This window comes from Acinetobacter sp. WC-323 (assembly GCF_000314615.1).
GTDB classification, from domain to species: domain Bacteria; phylum Pseudomonadota; class Gammaproteobacteria; order Pseudomonadales; family Moraxellaceae; genus Acinetobacter; species Acinetobacter courvalinii.
Genome location: NZ_AMZS01000026.1, coordinates 13,727 through 29,701, shown reverse-complemented (window position 1 = coordinate 29,701; position 15,975 = coordinate 13,727). Strand labels below are relative to the sequence as shown.

The following is a 15,975-nucleotide window of genomic DNA, read 5'->3' as shown; positions in this document are numbered from 1 at the left end:
ATAAGGTCCACATTGTTTAAGTTGATTTAGCTGCCGCGATAAGTTGAATAGGAAAAAGGACTGATCAATAAAGGCACGTGATAATGCTGTTGCGTATCAGTGACCTTAAAACCGATATAGACGCTTGGATAGAAACTGGCTGTGTTCAAAGTCTGAAAATAATCCCCCACTTCAAAAATCAACTGATAATTGGCTTGGATAAATGCTTCGATCCTAAAAGCCGGAATACGGCCATCCGCATCCGTCAACTGTTCATCCTGCAAAACATATTGCTGATTGATTTCCTGATAGAGTTTCACCAATACCTGAGGTGCTGGCTGCCCCAGTGCTGCATTTAAAATATGTGTGCTGATACCCGCCATTATTGAATCTCCTGTTCTAAACGAATCAAGGCAATTTCAGCCAATTGTTGTTTTACTTCGACTTGCTCTTGTTCGACCGTATTGAGTAAGCGACGTTGCAATTCGGACAAGATTTGCTGACCAGAGCGGCCCGCCGCACGGATCAGAAAAATATGCCCAAATTTGTGCTCGTAATCTAAATTGCCCTGATAGAGTGCCAGTTGCAGCACAGCATCCGTTTCAACCTGAGCTTGTTCACGTTGGGAAAAATGCTGCTCTTTCTCAGACAAAACTGCTGCTGCTTTTTTCTCACCAATGCGGGGATGTTGCGCCAAAGCTTCTGCAATATCTGACCATGACCACGCCTGCGCTTGTGTCACTGCAGCCTGATAAAGTTGCTCTTTAGCTGGATAAGGACGTTGCTGTAGCAGTTCAGCAATCCAGTTCGGGATATGCGCACAGGCCTGTAAAACACCTGCTGCTCTCTCTGGATCGAGTTGATTAAATGTTTCGAGTTGCATCTCTGCTCCAATTTAAGGCATTGTCTGACTGGTCAGACCAGATATCCTAAATAAAGCAATGAATATGCCAATTATGGCGTATGCACTTTTCGATAGCGTTTGTTTGGATATCTAAATGAAAAACGGCAATCACTCAGGATTGCCGTTTTTTTTATTACTATCGATTAAAAAAGCTTTAGTTCAGGCTATAAGCAATCACATAATCACCATGATCAGGTGATTGACGCGCACCACCTGCAGTAATCAACACATACTGCTTACCTGATTTCGGTGACACATAGCTGATTGGCGTGCCTTGGCTACCGACAGGTAAACGCGCTTTCCACAGCTCCTTACCTGAAGATGAATCCAGTGCACGTAAATAATAATCCTGAGTCGCGGCAAAGAAGACTAAACCACCTTGAGTTGCCATTGGACCACCAATGGTTGGCATACCAATTGGAACAGGCAAGCCCATTTTGATTCCCATCGGGCCAGTATCTTCTACCGTTCCCATTGGCACTTGCCAGGCAACCTGACGCGTTTTCATATCTACTGCAGTCATGGTGCCATACGGCGGTTTTTGGCAAGGAATCATCAATTTTGACCAGAAGCGGTCTTTATTGACTTTATATGGGGTTCCTTTCATTGGCACGGCGCCCATACCGGTATTCACTTTTTCACCACCATTGGCCTGAACTGCCAGATCTTCCGGCGTCTGTTTAATTAACTGAATCCATAAGCCCAAACGCATGTCATTGACGAACATATATTGATGGCTTGGATCAAAGGCAATACTGCCCCAGTTCATACCGCCTAGGGAACCCGGGAAGCTCAATGATTTATCGGTACCCGGTGCAGTGAATAAACCTTCGTAACGCATCGATTTAAAGTTAATACGACACATGAGCTGGTCAAATGGTGTGGCGCCCCACATATCCGATTCGGTTAAGGTTTGATTGCCAATCTGTGGCATTTCCACCGAACGTGGCTGTGTTGGGCTGTATTGTTCCCCCGGAATATCCGCAGGCTTCACCGCTTGCTCAACCACCTTGGTTAATGGCTGCCCGGTTACACGATCCAGTACAAAGAACTGGCCGGATTTGGTACCAATCACCACAGCAGGCTTGTTGCTGCCATCCTTCATCGGGAAATCGACCAGACTAGGCTGCATTGGCAAATCAAAATCCCACAAATCATTATGAACCGTTTGATAGACCCACTTTTCCTGACCTGTGGTCGCATCTAAAGCCAGTACGGATGAGTTGTATTTATGGTCTAATGGTTGACGGTTACCGCCCCAGACATCAACAGATGAGCTACCCATTGGTAAAAATACCGTGTTCATTTGCGGATCGTAAGACATCGCCGCCCATGAATTTGCCGAACTGCGTTTATAGGTTTCACCATCCTTCAATACATAGTTCGGATCAGGATTGCGTGGATCAAAGGCCCAACGTAATTCACCTGTAATTACATCGTATGCACGAATTACACCACCAGGCATATCCGCTGCAAAATTATCGGCAATACGGCTACCGACCACAATCACCGTACCCGCAATGGTTGGCGCTGAAGTCACTTCAAAACGTGGTGCTGTGGTTCCCTCACCCAAGCCTTTGAGCAAGTCAACCGTGCCTTCTACACCAAAATCTTTACAACGTTCACCCGTATCTGCATTGACTGCAATTAAACGACCATCCGGTGTATTGGTATAAACACGACGTAGGCATGAGGTATTGTTTGCCACCGCTTTTACCGGTGTCGCTCCCGCTAAAGTCGGCTGAACCAATGCTTGCGTTGAGTCAAAATAAGCTACACCACGGCAACGTTCCCATGCATCTGACTTGGAATTGACTTCTGCTTTCCAGAGTTGTTTACCGGAGTCCGCTTCCAAGGCAAAGATATTGTTATGCGGGGTACACAGGAAAATCTTGTTGCCCACCTGTAACGGCGTCATCTGATCTTCTGCACCATTGCCTGAACCTGTGGTGAAATCACCGGTACGGAAACGCCAGACTTCTTTCAACTGGTGCACATTATCACGTGTAATCTGATCCAGTGCCGCAAAACGGCTACCACCTGCATCCTGACTATAATGCTGCCAGTTAGTCTGCTTCATATCGGTTTTTACCGGGATTAGCGGTAATGCCTGTCCCGACGCAGTGACGGTTGGATGTGGCTGGAACATCTGATAAAGACCAATCACCATGCCAATCACCGTTAATATTCCAAGACCATAAGCAGGTAAATCCGCACTCGGTTGAAATTGATAACGACGAATGGCAGGTAAAGTAAACATCAGGGCTGCAAATAAGCCTGCTGGAAACATCAGTCGAGAAAATAAAGGCCAGAACTCCAGCCCTGCATCAAACAACGACCAGACAATTGTCCCCGCAAACACCAGGGTAAATAACCAGACACCGAGCGCTTTTTTCCTGAAAATAAAAAATGCAGCGATCAGCGTAAGGGCACCTGAAATCACGAAATACCAGGATCCACCTAAAGTCGCCAGCTTTACCCCACCGACTGTAAAAAACAGTCCGGTCAGCAATAAAACCAGCCCCAAAATAAAACACCATATTTTCAGTATGGTATGCGAGCTTGTAGATTCAGACATACGTCATACTCCTGTATTAGAAATTCAGCCCAACTGAAATACCGGCTACCCAGACATTATCCCGAGACGAATTGCCTTTTGGCTGATAAACATACTGGATATTGGGGCGTAACATGACTGCTGGGGAATATTGATAAACATAGTTCAGTTCAGCATTTATCTCATCATCACGATCATGGTTGGCAGGGTACTGGTCATTAAATTTATAGCGTCCCACCCCGAAACCGATCTGGTCGGCCGGTCGTGATGGCAAGGCTCCCTTGTACCAGAAGGCGATTTGCTGGGTATCAGAAATATTGGCGGTTTTATCATTGTTCCAGACCAGATTCACGGCACCATATAAACCACCCTTTGAATCTGTGGCATTGCGGCTCAACTGTTGCTGGGTATTCAGCCAAATGGCCGACTTTGGATCTTGTCCTGCTTGTGCATCAACCCGGTCATAGTCATGACTACTCCAGAAACCGCCAACTTTATACTCGCCCGCCAAACCGTTTAATTTGTTGGTTTTCCAAGCCAATTCGACTGGAATCAGGACACCTTTGGCCCGATCCGTAGACAGGTTGAAATTGGCATTGTCCTTCACTTCAGTATTTTCGGGATTATTTTCATAAACGCCCACACCAAACGTCCATTCAGGCAGAAACTGGTATTTAACATTTGCAGCCCAGCCACTCACCGGACCGTTATACCAGACATCGCCCTGACTCTTGCCCACTTGGCCACCACATAAAATCAGACTCTGGAAATTACAGTGTGAACCATTAAAGTCCTCGGACATGCCCATCCGCCCAAGCTTAAACTGTAGGGTATTGTCCAGAAATCCTGTTTTAATCCATGCTTGCGTCAAGCGCCAGATATTACCGCGCCCATAGATTTCCGTTGGACTACCGTTCATGCCAATATTGCTGGCAATATTACGTCCATCCCGTTTGGTCACGGTGAGAGCGGCTGTCGTGTTGGGTAATCCCGCAATTTTAGCCAAATCAAAATTTGCACCCAATGCCACCTGATTGGCATTTTTGGTGGGATGATGGTCCAGACCGTCCAGCACTGTTGCTGTCTGGTTCATGACATTGAGGTTAAATTTATAGCCCTCTTTTTCCAGTTGCTGGCGCTGGCCATTCCAGTCGCCAAGGAGCCATTGACGATCCTGTGACCAGGGTTGATCCGCAAAAGCAGATTGAGCTGCACATAGCGCCACAGCCAGACAACTCATCTTGAGCAAAAATGCATTCGAATTCATATTCAGCCTCCTTGCCGTTTATTTCAGTTTTACAGCTGAACTGAGTTCAGACGTTGCACCCAAACGATCCGTAATATTTGCTGTCACTGAAGCAACTTGTGCTGTTGGTTTCCAAGTCAGCGTCGCTATTCCTTGCGCATTGGTGGCAGCAACCGCTGAACCTAAATAAAACTCGGCTTCATTTGAATTTGCCGATGAGTTTCCAAAAAACTCAACCTGATAACGCTGGTTCGGCTGCGCTTTAACTTCGACTGCAATTTGTCCTTTGGACAAGCTTAATTTCGGTGCCTGAATATTTTGGTTGGGTTGAGCATTACAGCCTTGCTCATTGGCCTGCTTGCAGGTCTTCTGCAAGTTTGCAGGATCAATCTTGACGCCATGACCGCGAGATCCTACAAAATGCGCATGTTCCAGCCCTGGAATGTCAAAAATAATCGCGCCGACACGTTGATTCGGTACGCAGCTGCCGCCTGCTTCACAACGTTTAATCTCTTTACCATTATTCCAGATTTGGTTTTTAGTCAATGTGATATGTGCATCGGCATCTTTCTCGGAACGAATGGCAATGCCAACCCGATTGCCGTGTACCTTATTGCTGTCAAAAATGTTGCCATCACCCGTCAGGTTAAAACCGTTGGAGTTATTGGTCAGCTCGTTATAAGCAATATAGTTGCGTTTGCCCCAGTTGATCTGTAGGCCATCCGAATAGTTTTCAAATTTATTGCCGACGACTGCATTGTCATTGCCCCACAAGATTTCAATCCCTTGTGATGGTTCAGGATTGGCTGCTGTAGAAATAAAATGGTTATTGGCAACCAAATTGAATGCTGCACCACGGGTCAGTTCAAGACCATCGCCATTGTCCTGAAAATAGTTGTTCAATACTTTGTTGTTATTGGTGGTGGTCGCTGTTGGATTGCCCTTGCCATCATCGCCGGTCAGCATCACCCCTGCACCACCGTAGTTATGCATAATACGGTTGTTTTGAATCAGGTTATTGCTGGCACGATTCATCAAGATACCAATACAGAAATGGCGAATTTCCAAGCCTTGGATGGTGACGCCATTGATGTCGCGTAATACGATGCCCGGCAAAGTTGTGGTACGGACATTGGTTCCGAATTGCCCTTCAACCGCCCCTGGGCAAGCTTCAACTCCTGTGCCTTTAATATAATTCGATCCATCGACTGCAATAAACTCACCTGTTTTTGCCCATTGCGTTCCTATAATTTTTACCGGTGCTTTGATCTCGGGTAATGGACTGTTGACCTTAATGGCATAAGGCGCTTTGCCGACTGCCTGAATCAGAATCTCGCTGGCTTCAGTTGGTTTGCTATTGGCTTGCTCAATTGCCCAACGCAAAGAACCTTTATCTTTATCATCTTGATAACGATCAACAATATACGTTTCTGCTGCTGCCCAACCCGAAACTGCCATAGCGATGGCTAAAGTACTTAAACGTAAGTAAATTGTTTTCATGTCTAAACATCCTTTTTAAATTATTGTGTCGGTTGAACCGTTTTTAAAAACTGTTTCAGTTGGGTCACATCAATCTGGCCGGGTGCCGATGCTTCACCAATCATGCCAAAGCTAAAGCTACCTCCCATGTTGGCAGTGGCGATGCGGGAAATCGTACCCAGTTTGCCCATCGACATAGTGAGTAATGGTTTTTTAGACTGTTGACTGACTTTCAAGGTCGCATTCATGAGGGTAAATACATCCTGTTTGTTTTGCGGCATCACTGCAATTTTCAGAATATCGGCGCCTAACTCATCCTGTTTAAGTAACCGCTTGATAATCTCAGACTCGGGTGGCGTTTTCTGGAAGTCGTGATTGGACATGACGATCAGTACTTTTTTCGCATGCGCCATTTTCACGGTATCCTTCACAATCTGCTGATCACGGAACATTTCCACATCCAGCATGTCCATAAATGGCTGCTGTAAATATGTCTGATAGGTCTTGCCATAATCTGCATCACTTATGGTTAATTGCCCACCTTCGTTATGGGTACGAATCGTGGCGATCAGCGGTTTAGTGCCTAATATCTGTTTGAGCTCATGGCCTAAGGCAATCACCTGCTTGCGATCACTGGCAAAATTGAGTAAATCAATCCGAAACTCCGCAAGATCGGCATCCGCATTGGCTGCAATGACTTTTGCCTGAGCAATGGCCTGCTCTCTGGTTTTGGCCGTAATGGGCACAATGGTTTTCACAGGCAGCTTTGCCAGTTCAGATAATTCAACCTGCTTTTGCTGATGATCTTGCGCTTGTGCTGTGTGAACCATCAATAAGGGGCTAACAAGCAACATTACTGCTGCCAGTGTTTTCATTTTCATCGGTATCGTCCTTAATAAATTTTTGCAACTCTGCGACGTCTTGCCGAGTTCTCATTTCATTTTTTGATTGCTCCTCACCGGTTCATGATGAGGAGTATTTCCAATTTCAGGAATCAAGTAATTCCATGATCAGCCCATCCCTGAAACGAAGACATTTAAAGAAATATCTAAATATCAAAGAACACGGTCTCATCATCACCCTGAATACGGATATCAAAGCGATAGACCACTTCACCATCCACGTCACTGCGTTTGGCGATTAAAGTCTGGCGACGTACTGCCCACTCAATGCTGTTCAGCACTGGATCATTGGCATTGGCATCCACCTCATCATCAAAATAGATACGGGTGTGCAAACCGATATTAATACCGCGTGCAAAAACTGCGACTGCGATATGCGGTGCCTGAATCGAGCCTTTACGACCGGCAACAGCGCCCGGTTTTACCGTATGAAAACTCCAGAAGCCTGTTTCAAAATTGGCACCTGTACGTCCCCATCCCTGAAAATGTGGGTCGGCAGTTTTGCCTTGGGTATCCGCCTGACTTGGATAAACCCCATTGGCATCTGCCTGCCAGATTTCCAGTAACACATCTCTTAATGGCAAACCGAGTCCGTCAAACACCTGACCTTCCAGACGAATCCGTTGCCCTTGTGTCTGCTCATTGACTAACTGGTTATCGAAGTTATGCTCAAATACTTCAATATTGGCCTGTTGTGGTAATAAGCCGATATGCACATAAGGACCGCCGGTTTGTGATGGGGTCTCTTTCAATTCCTGAAAATTCCATGCATTCATCGTATGTCTCCCTTATGTCAAATCATTTTCAAAATAAGTCGCACGACGACCACGCAGATGAATATCAAAGCGGTAACAACGGCTATCTGCTTCAATGAAATTGTTTTTATCTTCCAGTGCGATCAAGGCACGACGCTGATCTTCAGATGGAATGGTTTTTAAAATCGGACAAGTGTCAATCAGCGTATCGCCTTCAAAATAAAACTGAGAAATCAGACGCTGTGCCCAACCATCAGCGATCAGGGAAAAATGGATATGCGCCGGACGCCATTCATTAATCCGGTTACGCCATGGATATGGTCCCGGCTTGATGGTGCGGAAAATATAGAAACCATTTTCGTCGGTTAAGGTCCGGCCACAGCCACCAAAGTTAGGGTCCATCGCGCCAATAAACTTGTCATTGGGATGACGATACCGACCCGATGCATTGGCTTGCCATACTTCCAGCAAGGCATTTTTCACAGGACGACCAAACTGATCACGCACATAACCATGCACAATGATACGTTCACCAATCGGCAATCCTTCTTTGGCATAGTTCAGAATCAGGTCATTATCTTTGGGGCCAAAAATACTCGGTGAAAAATGCGGTGATGTCACTTCAGTCAAGGTTTCATTAATTGAAATCAATGCATTCTTTGGCGAGCGTAATACACTGGTCTTATAGCCGGGTGTATATGCTGGCGGATGATCATCGGTGTTTCGTTGTGGGTATGCACCTAATGTATGCTTTAACATGCCTGTCTCCTTAATCCTGTGGTTGTGCCGCAACGGGTTGCACGTCAATGCCAAGTTCTTTAAAGACGTCTTCGGCCATATGCATCGCCGCATTTGCTGCTGGCAAACCGGCATATAAAGAACTATGTAAAATCAGTTCCTTTAATTCATCTTTAGTCACACCGTTATTGAAGCAGGCACGTAAATGCATTCTCAGTTCGTCTTCTCGCCCTAAAGCCAATAAGATGGCAATCGTGACCAGACTGCGGGTATGGCGTGGTAAACCTTCACGTGACCACACTTCCCCCCAGGCGAAGCGACTAATAAAGTTCTGGAAGTCCTGATTGAAATCATTCAGGTTCTGTAAAGAACGTCCGACATGTTTTTCGCCCAGTACTTCGGTACGGACTTTCAGTCCTTGTTGATAACGCTGCTCATCATTCATTGACTTTTTCCTCGATTAGGTTGCATCGGTATGGGCAACGATAGATTTAACAAAAATGGCGACTGCGGCTGCGGCGGCAGGAATCATTAGCAGGCTCAGAATGGCGGTAAATGACCAGTTATTTCCAAGCAGGATTGCCCCGATCCACGCACCAAATACCGCACCAAAACGTCCAATTCCCATCATCCATGCAATCCCTGTTGCACGACATTGAGTTGGGTAGAAACGGGCACTTAATGCAGGCATGGAAGACTGGGCACCATTGATGGCAACACCGGCACAAAGCACCAGAATGGCCAATAAGGTCGGGCTATTCAGGCTTTGACCAACAGCTACAGCGAAAATACCTGCCACGACATAGAACACTGCCAATACCCGGTTTGGATTGAATTTATCCATTGCCCAGCCAATCACCAAGGCACTGAGTACACCGCCAAACAGGAATAAACTGTGCCAACCAAAAGCAGGAATAAGCCAACTACTGATAAAGCCACCAATCGCCATGCCCAGGTTAAAACCGCAGAACATACACACCACTAAAATAGAGCGTACGCGTTTCGGGCAATATTCCGAGAACAAGGTTGTGGCATTCGGCATGGCTGCACCCAAACCAATACCGGTTAAAAAGCGTAATACCACCAATTGATCCAGACCGGATGCATAGGCAGAAGCAAAGGTAAAACCACCAAAAATCAGCATGGCCACGGTTAAAACGATCTTACGGCCAAAACGGTCAGCAGTTGGTCCTGAGACTAAAGCCCCAATAATCATACCGCCCAAAGCGGCACTCATCACCGGTCCTAACTGGGAACGATCAATGCCCCAGTCCTGTGTGAGGGCTGGTGCAATAAAACCCATTGCAGCAGTATCCACACCATCAAAAAAAACAATTAAAAAACAGATGATTGCAATCATCCATTGATACTTGCTAATCGGCGCATTATCAATTAATTCCTGTGCATCCATGCTGTTATTTTTTGCAGCGTAATCCTGAAACGCCATAGTAGTCTCCTTGAGGCGAAATCCTTTTAACAAACCTAAGTGTTTATATTCTTTGGATAAACTTTGTCAGTTCCTGAGTAAATACTTGTGGTTGCTCAATATTCGATAAATGTGAAGCCAGCAAAATCTCAAGCTGACTGTTTGCAATGTGATGATGCATAAACTCTGCATCCTGGATTGTGGTGACGGGGTCGTATTGCCCTGCGATAATTAAAGTGGGAATTTGAATCTGACCAAGTTGCGCGCGAACGTCGGCATCAGCTAAAGCACGACATGCATTGGCATACCCCTGTGCAGGTGTCACTGCCAGACTCTGAATGGTTCTTTGTGCCAGCACATCATGCGCATAATCAAAATGCTCACTAAACCAACGGGTATGCGTGGTTTTTACAAGTTCTGCCAAACCGTTTTGTTCTACGCTATCTGCACGGGTATTCCATGCCTCGGCATTCCCAATTTTTGCAGCCGAATTTGCAACCGTGATGCTATGAAAGCGTTGTGCATGATTGATGGCCAAGGCCAAAGCAGTGATTCCGCCCATCGAAATGCCACAAAAATGTACTTTTTCAACAGCTAAAGCATCAAGAATATCGATCACATCTTCAGCCAGATTTTGCAAGCTCGTATTGGCAATCACGCTACTGGTACCATGTCCACGTGTGTCATAGGTGATGACCTGATAATGCTCAGCTAAAGCTGTCACTTGCGCCTGCCACATCCCATGATCGGTTCCCAAAGAGTTAGAGAACATGATCACAGGTGCATCTTTGCGCCCTTGAACCTGAACAGCCAGCGGATGCCCCTGACGATTATTGATATGCGTGATCATGTACTTACTCTCCTTGTTGTGCATGTAGGACTGCATCGATCTGTGCCTGAATATTGCCTAGGTAAGATGCAGGATTGAACAACTCATCTAATGCCTGGTCATTAAAATGGGCTTGCACTTGTTCCATGTTGGCTAACACGTTTTTTAAATGCTGCTGTTGGGCAACAGCTTGCTGGCAGGCTTGCTCAACCAGATGATGTGCATTCAAACGGCCAAGCTTTGGGGCCAACGCCATCATCACCGCCTCTGCCATGATCAGGCCATGGGTACATTCAAGATTACGTTGCATCGCGTCTGTGTTGACCTGCATGTGCTCAAGTACGTCACTGCTTCGCTCTAAAGCACCTGCACATAGCTGGAAAATTTCTGGAATCGCCAGCCATTCCGCATGCCAAGCCCCTAAAGCCCGTTCATGCTCTTGCACCATGCTTTGAAAGACACTTGCCATTAAGGCCGGTACACGATTGGCTGCAGCAAGAATTGAAGCTGCTGCCACCGGATTACGCTTATGCGGCATGGTCGATGATCCACCACGCCCTTTTGCTGCCGGTTCAAAAACTTCTGCGATTTCGGTTTGCATCAGCAATGACCAGTCTTTTGCCATCTTGCCAACATTCCCTACAATCAAAGCAAGCGTGCTGGCAAGCTCAACCATACGGTCGCGCTCACCATGCCATGTACATTCAGGCGCTGTTAAATTGAGTTGTGCTGCAAAAGCGGCAACCACCGCAGAGCCTTGATCCTGTAAAGATGCCAGTGAACCGACGGCACCACCGAGTTGTGCAGTCAATACGCGACCTTTCATGGCCTGTAGACGATCAAGATCACGTTTCAAAGCAGCTGCCCAACGGGCAAATTTATAACCTAAAGTAATCGGCAAAGCCTGCTGTAACCAGGTACGTCCAATCATGACCTGATCGCGATATTGCTGCGCTTGCTTTAAACAAATTTGATAGGCTTGTTGCAGTTGCTTTTCGATCAATGCCAAGGCATCACGGCACTGCAAAATCGTTGCTGTATCAATAATGTCCTGACTGGTTGCCCCCCAATGCACATAGCGGGATGCATCTTCGTCCTGCTGTTTTACCAAGGCAGTGAATTGCTTGACCAATGGAATCGCGATATTACCTGCCAGCCCTGCTGCTATAGCCAACGCATGCATATCGATTTGCGCTACCGCATTTTGACCAACCTGTTCAATCATCGTTGCCGCTGAAGCAGGAATGACGTTGACCTGTGCCTGAGCTTTAGCTAAAGCCACTTCGGCCTGCACCATATATCCCAATAAAGCGTGATCACTAAAAATGGTTGTGACATCAGGTTGATAAAATAAGCTGGCGTATAACTGGCTCATAACAGACCTCACTCAACACGTTGAATAATCAAGGCAATCCCTTGACCGACACCAATACACATCGAACACAAGGCATATTCTCCCTTGATCTGTTCAAGCTGGTTTAGGGCCGTGGTCACCAGACGCGCACCAGAGGCACCTAAGGGATGACCCAAGGCAATTGCACCACCATTCGGATTAACCCGTGCATCATCATCTGCCAAAGCTAAATCACGAATGACTGCCAAAGCCTGTGCCGCAAAAGCTTCATTCAGTTCAATCACATCCATTTGTTCTAATGTGAGATTGGCTTGTTTAAGCAGTTTTTTGATCGCAGGTGCAGGCGCAAAGCCCATAATGCGGGGTTCAACACCCACTGTGGTGGCTGCAATGATTTTGGCGCGTGGCTTGAGTTGGTATTTTTCCACTGCGTCGTCTGAAGCAATCAGCAAAGCCGCAGCACCATCATTAATGCCTGAGGCGTTACCTGCGGTCACAGTACCTTCGGCTTTGACCACACCTTTGAGTTTGGTTAATGCTTCTAAAGTGCTCGATGCACGTGGATGCTCATCACGATCGACCACAAGAGCATCGCCCTTACGCTGAGGAATGCTGACAGGCACGATTTCATTGCTGAAGAAGCCTTTAGCTTGCGCCGCTGCAGTACGCTGCTGACTGTTTAAAGCGAACTGGTCCTGATCGGCACGGTTGATATTGAACTGTTCCGCCACGTTTTCTGCGGTTTGTGGCATGCTGTCCACGCCATACATGTCTTTGAGCTTTGGATTGATGAAACGCCAGCCCATGGTGGTGTCTTCAATTTTTTGACTACGGCCAAAGGCACTGTCTGACTTGCCCATCACATAAGGCGCACGGCTCATGCTTTCGACACCGCCTGCAATAATCAGGTCGGCCTCATTGGCTTTAATGGCACGGGCAGCCATGGCAATGGCATCCAGTGATGAACCACATAAACGGTTCACTGTGGTAGCAGGCACTTGATACGGTACGCTTGCCAATAAGGCTGACATACGCCCCACATTACGGTTATCTTCACCCGCCTGGTTGGCACAACCATAGATGACATCATCTACCTGTTGCCAATCCACAGTTGGGTTACGTTGCATGAGTGCTTGGATTGGAACTGCCCCCAGATCGTCAGCACGGACAGGTGCAAGACCGCCTGCATAACGACCAAATGGGGTACGGATGGCATCGATGATATAAGCGTTTTTCATGTGTTTTTTCCTTTTAATCCTCCCTTAATCCCTCCTTTTAAAAGGAGGGAGACCTCACGCTATTGTTTAGGTGAAGTCCCCCCTTAACAAAGGGGGATTTAGGGGGATTTCAATCCTTAAGCTTGCGTCGCATCAATCAACTGAGCACCCGTCAACGCCTGTAACTCCGCAAAGCTCAAACCATCCACTTTTTCAATCACTTTTAAACCGTCTGTGGTCACATCAATCACACACAGGTCGGTATAAATCCGATCGACACACTTTAATCCCGTTGCCGGATAAGTCAGTGCCTCAACAATCTTTGGTTCACCTTGCTTGGTGGTGTGATCAGTGGTGATAAATACTTTCTTGGCACCTACCGCCAAATCCATGGCACCGCCTACCGCAGGAATGGCATCCGCTGCTCCGGTATGCCAGTTGGCGAGATCACCATTGGCTGCCACTTGGAAAGCACCAAGCACGGCAATATCCAAATGTCCGCCACGCATCATGGCAAAGGAATCACCATGGTGGAAAAAGCTGCCACCCGTCAGCATGGTCACATATTCCTTACCTGCATTGATCAGCTCAGGATCTTCCTCACCTTTGGCAGGCGGTGGACCGAATGCGAGTAGGCCATTTTCCGAATGCAGGAATACATCTTTATCCGCAGGAAGATAATTGGAAATCTTGGTAGGCAGGCCAATGCCGAGATTGACATAAGCACCATCTGGAATATCTTGTGCGACACGTTCAGCAATCTGATCACGGCTTAGTTTCTGATAGCTCATGTTTATGCTCCTATGCCATTGGCTGCATCGACAGCGACCACATGCTGTACAAAAATCCCGGGGGTAATAATGTGTTCAGGGTCAAGTTGACCGAGTTCAGCCAGTTCCGACACCTGTGCAATGGTGACATCTGCGGCCATCGCCATGATCGGGCCGAAGTTACGGGCAGATTTGTTATAGACCAGATTGCCCCAGCGATCGCCTTTGTGTGCTTTGATTAAGGCAAAGTCAGCCTTGATCGGATACTCAAGCACGTAGTCTTTACCATCGATATGACGGACTTCTTTACCTTCAGCCAAAAGAGTACCAAAGCCAGTTGGGGTAAATATGGCACCGAGACCCATCCCCGCAGCCTGAATACGACAGGCCAGATTGCCTTGTGGGACCAGTTCCAGTTCAATCTTGCCAGCACGATACAGTTCATCGAATACCCATGAATCTGACTGACGCGGGAAGGAACAGATGATTTTACGAACCGCACCTGTTTTAAGCAGTTTGGCCAAACCGTAATCGCCATTGCCTGCATTGTTATTGACGATGACCAGATCCTTGATGCCGAGTTCGATCAGTCCATCAATCAGTTCAGCGGGTTGTCCTGCGGTACCAAAGCCACCGATCATGATGGTTGCGCCATCCTTGATCTGTGCTAGTGCCTCAGTCAATGTGAGCGTACTTTTATCAATCATCTACCTACTTCCTGTACGATGCATCACTCGTATTTTCATCCTGAAAGCCGATGAAATTAAGTCGAGTGCTTTGTTCGGATTTCTTCTATTCATTCTTGATAAATTCTGCGCTCACTTCTAGACGTTGAAGTGCATTTTGTTCGATGATTATTTTTTATGTTCGATCATCGAACATTATCCAAGTAAAATAGTCATGTTTAGTTTAGAATAAATTCTTCAACAAAAGATTTGGAACGGATACCTAATCAATGGAAAATGATGAAGCTAAAAGTCCTCGATTAATTCACCATAATGAAAATAAAAAGACCATCCGCCATGAAGACTTTATTGCAGGAATCGCCAAAGGCTTGGCTATTCTGGAATGCTTCGGTCCCGAACGACACCGCTTGAATATGAGTACGGCGGCTGAAAAAACCGGCATGACCCGTGCTGCTGCACGACGCCATTTACTCACATTAGAATACTTAGGCTATTTAGATTTTGATGGGCATTACTATTATTTATCACCCAAGATTCTAAAATTTTCAGGGGCTTATCTGGATGGTTCTACACTTCCCAAAATCTGTCAGCCCTTATTAAATCTTTTAACCAATCAGACTTCACTGATTTACTCGGTCATGGTTTTAGATGGTTATGAAGCAATTACCATTGCCCGTAGTGCGGCTCACCAACAAACCGATCGGGTCAACCCTTATGGTTTGCATTTAGGTAATCGCCTCCCTGCCCATGCTACCTCTGCCGGCAAAATTTTACTGGCACATTTAACGCCCGAACAACAAAAGCGCTGGCTGGAAAAATATCCCTTAAAACGCCTGACCAAATATACCCATACCGAAACTGAGCTATTTTTAGAATTACTGCATGAAATCAAGGAACAGGATTGGTGTTACTCTTGTGAAGAACATGAGCTGGGCGTACATGCTGTGGCTGTACCTATATATGACTCCAATGCAAGCGTAGTCGCCGCACTGAACATTGTGTCCCCGACCATGCGCACTACCAAGGATTATTTAATTGCGCATATTTTGCCGCTATTACAGGAAACCGCGCGTGATTTGCGCCAAGTGATTTAACCCACCCTTTAAATTCAAGGCAAAAAAAATGCCACATCT

16 protein-coding genes are annotated in these 15,975 nt (G+C 46.5%); 1 reads left to right on the top strand and 15 read right to left on the bottom strand.

The window, feature by feature from the left end; genetic code table 11:
* Nucleotides 1–26: 26 nt before the first annotated feature.
* The 15 genes from uraH to ACINWC323_RS15195 form a co-directional block, all read right to left on the bottom strand.
* Nucleotides 27–362 (bottom strand): hydroxyisourate hydrolase, encoded by a 336-nt coding sequence (gene uraH / locus ACINWC323_RS15125; protein ID WP_009509195.1) that lies wholly within the window; start codon nt 360–362, stop codon nt 27–29.
* Nucleotides 362–862, bottom strand: a complete 501-nt coding sequence (gene uraD / locus ACINWC323_RS15130) for a 2-oxo-4-hydroxy-4-carboxy-5-ureidoimidazoline decarboxylase (RefSeq protein ID WP_009509228.1) — start codon at nt 860–862, stop codon at nt 362–364. Before uraD ends, uraH begins: the two co-directional genes overlap by 1 nt.
* Nucleotides 863–1,037: 175 nt before the next feature.
* Entirely contained in the window at nt 1,038–3,461 is a 2,424-nt protein-coding gene (locus tag ACINWC323_RS15135; RefSeq protein ID WP_009509260.1) for a glucose/quinate/shikimate family membrane-bound PQQ-dependent dehydrogenase, read from the bottom strand.
* A gap of 16 nt (nt 3,462–3,477) precedes the next feature.
* Nucleotides 3,478–4,707 carry a carbohydrate porin gene (locus ACINWC323_RS15140; RefSeq protein ID WP_009509230.1) on the bottom strand — a complete coding sequence of 410 codons (1,230 nt, stop codon included), beginning with the start codon at nt 4,705–4,707 and terminating at the stop codon, nt 3,478–3,480.
* Nucleotides 4,708–4,725: 18 nt separating this feature from the next.
* On the bottom strand, nt 4,726–6,186 hold the full coding sequence (locus ACINWC323_RS15145; protein WP_009509262.1) for a NosD domain-containing protein: 1,461 nt from the start codon (nt 6,184–6,186) through the stop codon (nt 4,726–4,728).
* A gap of 20 nt (nt 6,187–6,206) precedes the next feature.
* Nucleotides 6,207–7,046 (bottom strand): type I 3-dehydroquinate dehydratase, encoded by an 840-nt coding sequence (aroD, locus tag ACINWC323_RS15150; RefSeq protein ID WP_009509192.1) that lies wholly within the window; start codon nt 7,044–7,046, stop codon nt 6,207–6,209.
* A 167-nt stretch (nt 7,047–7,213) separates the two neighbouring features.
* The gene (gene pcaG, locus ACINWC323_RS15155) at nt 7,214–7,843 is read right to left on the bottom strand and encodes a protocatechuate 3,4-dioxygenase subunit alpha (protein ID WP_005231114.1); all 630 of its coding nucleotides are present in this window, start codon (nt 7,841–7,843) and stop codon (nt 7,214–7,216) included.
* A 12-nt stretch (nt 7,844–7,855) separates the two neighbouring features.
* Complete coding sequence (pcaH, locus tag ACINWC323_RS15160; RefSeq protein ID WP_004654275.1) at nt 7,856–8,581, bottom strand: protocatechuate 3,4-dioxygenase subunit beta; 726 nt, start codon at nt 8,579–8,581, stop codon at nt 7,856–7,858.
* A gap of 10 nt (nt 8,582–8,591) precedes the next feature.
* Nucleotides 8,592–9,005 carry a 4-carboxymuconolactone decarboxylase gene (pcaC, locus tag ACINWC323_RS15165; protein ID WP_009509226.1) on the bottom strand — a complete coding sequence of 138 codons (414 nt, stop codon included), beginning with the start codon at nt 9,003–9,005 and terminating at the stop codon, nt 8,592–8,594.
* Between the two features lie 15 nt (nt 9,006–9,020).
* Nucleotides 9,021–10,007: an MFS transporter gene (locus ACINWC323_RS15170; protein ID WP_009509268.1), complete on the bottom strand. Its 987-nt coding sequence runs from the start codon at nt 10,005–10,007 to the stop codon at nt 9,021–9,023.
* 43 nt (nt 10,008–10,050) lie between these two features.
* Nucleotides 10,051–10,836, bottom strand: a complete 786-nt coding sequence (pcaD, locus tag ACINWC323_RS15175; RefSeq protein ID WP_009509271.1) for a 3-oxoadipate enol-lactonase — start codon at nt 10,834–10,836, stop codon at nt 10,051–10,053.
* A gap of 4 nt (nt 10,837–10,840) precedes the next feature.
* Nucleotides 10,841–12,190 (bottom strand): 3-carboxy-cis,cis-muconate cycloisomerase, encoded by a 1,350-nt coding sequence (locus ACINWC323_RS15180; protein ID WP_009509281.1) that lies wholly within the window; start codon nt 12,188–12,190, stop codon nt 10,841–10,843.
* An 8-nt stretch (nt 12,191–12,198) separates the two neighbouring features.
* Nucleotides 12,199–13,407, bottom strand: a complete 1,209-nt coding sequence (gene pcaF / locus ACINWC323_RS15185) for a 3-oxoadipyl-CoA thiolase (protein ID WP_009509264.1) — start codon at nt 13,405–13,407, stop codon at nt 12,199–12,201.
* A 116-nt stretch (nt 13,408–13,523) separates the two neighbouring features.
* Nucleotides 13,524–14,177 carry a 3-oxoacid CoA-transferase subunit B gene (locus ACINWC323_RS15190; RefSeq protein WP_009509233.1) on the bottom strand — a complete coding sequence of 218 codons (654 nt, stop codon included), beginning with the start codon at nt 14,175–14,177 and terminating at the stop codon, nt 13,524–13,526.
* Between the two features lie 2 nt (nt 14,178–14,179).
* Nucleotides 14,180–14,863, bottom strand: coding sequence for a 3-oxoacid CoA-transferase subunit A (locus ACINWC323_RS15195; RefSeq protein WP_009509269.1), 684 nt, complete (start codon nt 14,861–14,863; stop codon nt 14,180–14,182).
* Nucleotides 14,864–15,111: 248 nt separating this feature from the next.
* Here ACINWC323_RS15195 and pcaU point away from each other — a divergent pair, with 248 nt between their 5' ends.
* Nucleotides 15,112–15,936: an IclR family transcriptional regulator PcaU gene (gene pcaU / locus ACINWC323_RS15200; protein WP_009509245.1), complete on the top strand. Its 825-nt coding sequence runs from the start codon at nt 15,112–15,114 to the stop codon at nt 15,934–15,936.
* Nucleotides 15,937–15,975: the final 39 nt, after the last annotated feature.